The following is a 4967-nucleotide window of genomic DNA, read 5'->3' as shown; positions in this document are numbered from 1 at the left end:
GCCTGGCAGCGTCCTACTCTCACGGGACGTCAGTCCAACTACCATCGGCGCTGGAGAGCTTAACTACTGTGTTCGACATGGGAACAGGTGTGGCCTCTCCGCCATCGCCGCCAGACTTTGAATGTATATACATTCAAAACCAAATAGAAGTGTCAGTAAAGAGTGAACGCACTCATTTATTTCTTACTTTGAATAAGTCTTCGATGGATTAGTATTCGTCCGCTCAATGTGTCACCACACTTACACGCCGAACCTATCAACCTCATAGTCTCTGAGGCATCTATTGGGGAAATCTCATCTTGAGGGGGGCTTCATGCTTAGATGCTTTCAGCATTTATCCCGTCCATACGTAGCTACCCAGCTATGCCGTTGGCACGACAACTGGTACACCAGTGGTATGTCCATCCCGGTCCTCTCGTACTAAGGACAGCGCCTCTCAAATTTCCTACGCCCACGACGGATAGGGACCGAACTGTCTCACGACGTTCTGAACCCAGCTCGCGTACCGCTTTAATGGGCGAACAGCCCAACCCTTGGGACCGACTACAGCCCCAGGATGCGATGAGCCGACATCGAGGTGCCAAACCTCCCCGTCGATGTGAACTCTTGGGGGAGATAAGCCTGTTATCCCCGGGGTAGCTTTTATCCGTTGAGCGATGGCCCTTCCATGCGGAACCACCGGATCACTAAGTCCGTCTTTCGACCCTGCTCGACTTGTTGGTCTCGCAGTCAAGCACCCTTGTGCCTTTACACTCTATGAATGATTTCCAACCATTCTGAGGGTACCTTTGAGCGCCTCCGTTACTCTTTAGGAGGCGACCGCCCCAGTCAAACTGTCCATCTGACACTGTCTCCCAGCCGGATTACGGCTGCGGGTTAGAACCTCAACCACACCAGGGTGGTATCCCACCAGTGCCTCCACATAAACTAACGTCCATGCTTCTTTGGCTCCCACCTATCCTGTACAGGTGGAGTCGAGATTCAATATCAAACTACAGTAAAGCTCCACGGGGTCTTTCCGTCCTGTCGCGGGTAACCTGCATCTTCACAGGTACTATGATTTCACCGAGCCTCTCGTTGAGACAGTGCCCAAATCGTTACGCCTTTCGTGCGGGTCAGAACTTACCTGACAAGGAATTTCGCTACCTTAGGACCGTTATAGTTACGGCCGCCGTTTACTGGGGCTTCAATTCGTACCTTCGCTTGCGCTAAGCACTCCTCTTAACCTTCCAGCACCGGGCAGGCGTCAGCCCCTATACGTCACCTTTCGGTTTGGCAGAGACCTGTGTTTTTGGTAAACAGTCGCTTGGGCCTATTCACTGCGGCTTATATTTCTATAAGCACCCCTTCTCCCGAAGTTACGGGGTCATTTTGCCGAGTTCCTTAACGAGAGTTCGCTCGCTCACCTTAGAATTCTCTTCCCAACTACCTGTGTCGGTTTACGGTACGGGCAGATCAATTACTCGCTAGCAGCTTTTCTTGGCAGTGTGAGTCCGTATGCTTCGCCTACTATTTTCGGCTCCCCATCACCACTCAGCCTTATGCATGCCGGATTTGCCTAACATGCAGCCTTATGGCTTGGACGCGCTCTTCCTTCCGCGCGCTCATCTTTTCCTTCTGCGTCACTACTTCACTCAAATGCAATCATCTGGTACAGGAATTTCTACCTGTTGTCCATCGCCTACGCTTTTCGCCTCGGCTTAGGTCCCGACTTACCCAGAGCGGACGAGCCTACCTCTGGAAACCTTAGTCGTTCGGTGGACGGGATTCTCACCCGTCTTTCGCTACTCACACCGGCATTCTCACTTCTAAGCGCTCCACATGTCCTCTCGGTCATGCTTCGCCGCACTTAGAACGCTCTCCTACCATTAAAATAAATTTTAATCCACAGTTTCGGTAATATGTTTAGCCCCGGTACATTTTCGGCGCAGCGTCACTCGACTAGTGAGCTATTACGCACTCTTTAAATGATGGCTGCTTCTAAGCCAACATCCTAGTTGTCTGTGCAACGCCACATCCTTTTCCACTTAACATATATTTGGGGACCTTAACTGGTGGTCTGGGCTGTTTCCCTCTCGACAATGGACCTTATCACCCACTGTCTGACTCCCATACATCACATCTATGGCATTCGGAGTTTGTATGAACTCGGTAACCCGGGATGGGCCCCTCATCCAAACAGTGCTCTACCTCCACGATGCTAATATGAGGCTATACCTAAATATATTTCGGAGAGAACGAGCTATCTCCAGGTTCGATTGGAATTTCACCCCTACCCACAACTCATCCGGTCACTTTTCAACGTAAGTCGGTTCGGCCCTCCATTCAGTGTTACCTGAACTTCAGCCTGGTCATGGGTAGATCACCTGGTTTCGCGTCTACAAACATATACTCATTCGCCCGTTTCAGACTCGCTTTCGCTGCGGCTCCACATTCGCTGCTTAACCTTGCATATATTCGTAACTCGCCGGTTCATTCTACAAAAGGCACGCCATCACCCCTTAACGGGCTCTGACTACTTGTAAGCACATGGTTTCAGGTTCTATTTCACTCCCCTCCCGGGGTGCTTTTCACCTTTCCCTCACGGTACTGGTTCACTATCGGTCACCAAGGAGTATTTAGCCTTGGGAGATGGTCCTCCCAGATTCCGACGGAATTCCTCGTGTTCCGCCGTACTCAGGATACATTCTAAATTGTTTCATCTTTCAACTACGGGACTCTTACCCCCTACGGTTGACCTTCCCAGACCATTCGTCTAAATGTCACAACCCGTTGTGAATGTCCTACAACCCCAGCTAATGCTGGTTTGGGCTCTTCCCGTTTCGCTCGCCGCTACTCAGGGAATCGATTTTTCTTTCTCTTCCTCTGGATACTAAGATGTTTCAGTTCTCCAGGTCTCCTTCGCTAACGTTATGTATTCACGTTAGGATAATACCTCGCGGTATTGGGTTTCCCCATTCGGAAATCTCCGGTTCATCGCTTACTTACAGCTCCCCGAAGCATATCGGTGTTTGTTCCGTCCTTCATCGGCTCTTGGTACCTAGGCATCCGCCATGCGCCCTTCAATACTTAATCGTATTGAAATGTGTGAGTGTATCTCTCGATACTTTGCGTTCTCGTTTCTATTTCTGCTTGAAATGAAATCTTTTTTCTCTTCACTTTACTTCTATTCGGTTTTCAATGTACATACTTTAGAATGTTTCATTTAAAAACATTCAAAACTGAATACAATATGTCTGCCGCTTAATTCCGCTCCGTTATATCCTTAGAAAGGAGGTGATCCAGCCGCACCTTCCGATACGGCTACCTTGTTACGACTTCACCCCAATTATCAATCCCACCTTTGACGGCTACCTCCATTAAGGTTAGTCCACCGGCTTCAGGTGTTATCGACTTTCGTGGTGTGACGGGCGGTGTGTACAAGACCCGGGAACGTATTCACCGTAGCATGCTGATCTACGATTACTAGCGATTCCAGCTTCATGGAGTCGAGTTGCAGACTCCAATCCGAACTGAGAACAGTTTTATGGGATTCGCTTGGCCTCGCGGCTTCGCTGCCCTTTGTAACCTGCCCATTGTAGCACGTGTGTAGCCCAAATCATAAGGGGCATGATGATTTGACGTCATCCCCACCTTCCTCCGGTTTGTCACCGGCAGTCAATCTAGAGTGCCCAACTGAATGATGGCAACTAAATTTAAGGGTTGCGCTCGTTGCGGGACTTAACCCAACATCTCACGACACGAGCTGACGACAACCATGCACCACCTGTCTCTCTGCCCAAAAGGGAAACCATATCTCTATGGCGATCAGAGGATGTCAAGATTTGGTAAGGTTCTTCGCGTTGCTTCGAATTAAACCACATGCTCCACCGCTTGTGCGGGTCCCCGTCAATTCCTTTGAGTTTCAACCTTGCGGTCGTACTCCCCAGGCGGAGTGCTTAATGCGTTAGCTGCAGCACTGAGGGGCGGAAACCCCCCAACACTTAGCACTCATCGTTTACGGCGTGGACTACCAGGGTATCTAATCCTGTTTGATCCCCACGCTTTCGCACCTCAGCGTCAGTTACAGACCAGAGAGCCGCCTTCGCCACTGGTGTTCCTCCATATCTCTGCGCATTTCACCGCTACACATGGAATTCCACTCTCCTCTTCTGCACTCAAGTAAAACAGTTTCCAATGACCCTCCCCGGTTGAGCCGGGGGCTTTCACATCAGACTTATTCTACCGCCTACGCGCGCTTTACGCCCAATAATTCCGGATAACGCTTGCCACCTACGTATTACCGCGGCTGCTGGCACGTAGTTAGCCGTGGCTTTCTGGTTAAGTACCGTCATCTCTAGGCCAGTTACTACCTAAAGTGTTCTTCCTTAACAACAGAGTTTTACGAGCCGAAACCCTTCTTCACTCACGCGGCGTTGCTCCGTCAGACTTGCGTCCATTGCGGAAGATTCCCTACTGCTGCCTCCCGTAGGAGTCTGGGCCGTGTCTCAGTCCCAGTGTGGCCGATCACCCTCTCAGGTCGGCTATGCATCGTTGCCTTGGTGAGCCACTACCTCACCAACTAGCTAATGCACCGCAGGCCCATCCTTTAGTGACAGATAAATCCGCCTTTCATTAAGATTACTTATGTAATCCAACTTATCCGGTATTAGCTACCGTTTCCGGTAGTTATCCCAGTCTAAAGGGTAGGTTGCCCACGTGTTACTCACCCGTCCGCCGCTCGATTGTAAGGAGCAAGCTCCTTACGCTCGCGCTCGACTTGCATGTATTAGGCACGCCGCCAGCGTTCATCCTGAGCCAGGATCAAACTCTCCATGATTGGAAAGCTTTTACTAAGCTCACTCGATACTGCTGACAGTATCTACTTGCGTTTGTATTGTTCGCCTCAATCTGTGCTCCTATCTTAATAGAAGACTTTTTATTCGGAATTAAACGTTGACATATTGTCATTCAGTTTTCAATGTTCT

3 rRNA genes are annotated in these 4967 nt (G+C 50.0%); all 3 read right to left on the bottom strand.

The window, feature by feature from the left end:
* A 5S ribosomal RNA gene (gene rrf, locus EYB29_RS09200) occupies window positions 1–115 on the bottom strand.
* 73 nt (window positions 116–188) lie between these two features.
* Window positions 189–3075 (bottom strand): 23S ribosomal RNA (locus EYB29_RS09195).
* A 194-nt stretch (window positions 3076–3269) separates the two neighbouring features.
* A 16S ribosomal RNA gene (locus EYB29_RS09190) occupies window positions 3270–4819 on the bottom strand.
* The 16S, 23S and 5S rRNA genes sit together here, the layout of an rRNA operon.
* Window positions 4820–4967 lie beyond the last annotated feature (148 nt).

Origin of the sequence: Jeotgalicoccus sp. S0W5 (assembly GCF_011634875.1) — a bacterium.
GTDB lineage: Bacteria > Bacillota > Bacilli > Staphylococcales > Salinicoccaceae > Jeotgalicoccus > Jeotgalicoccus marinus.
This window is presented reverse-complemented; position numbering and strand designations above follow the sequence as displayed.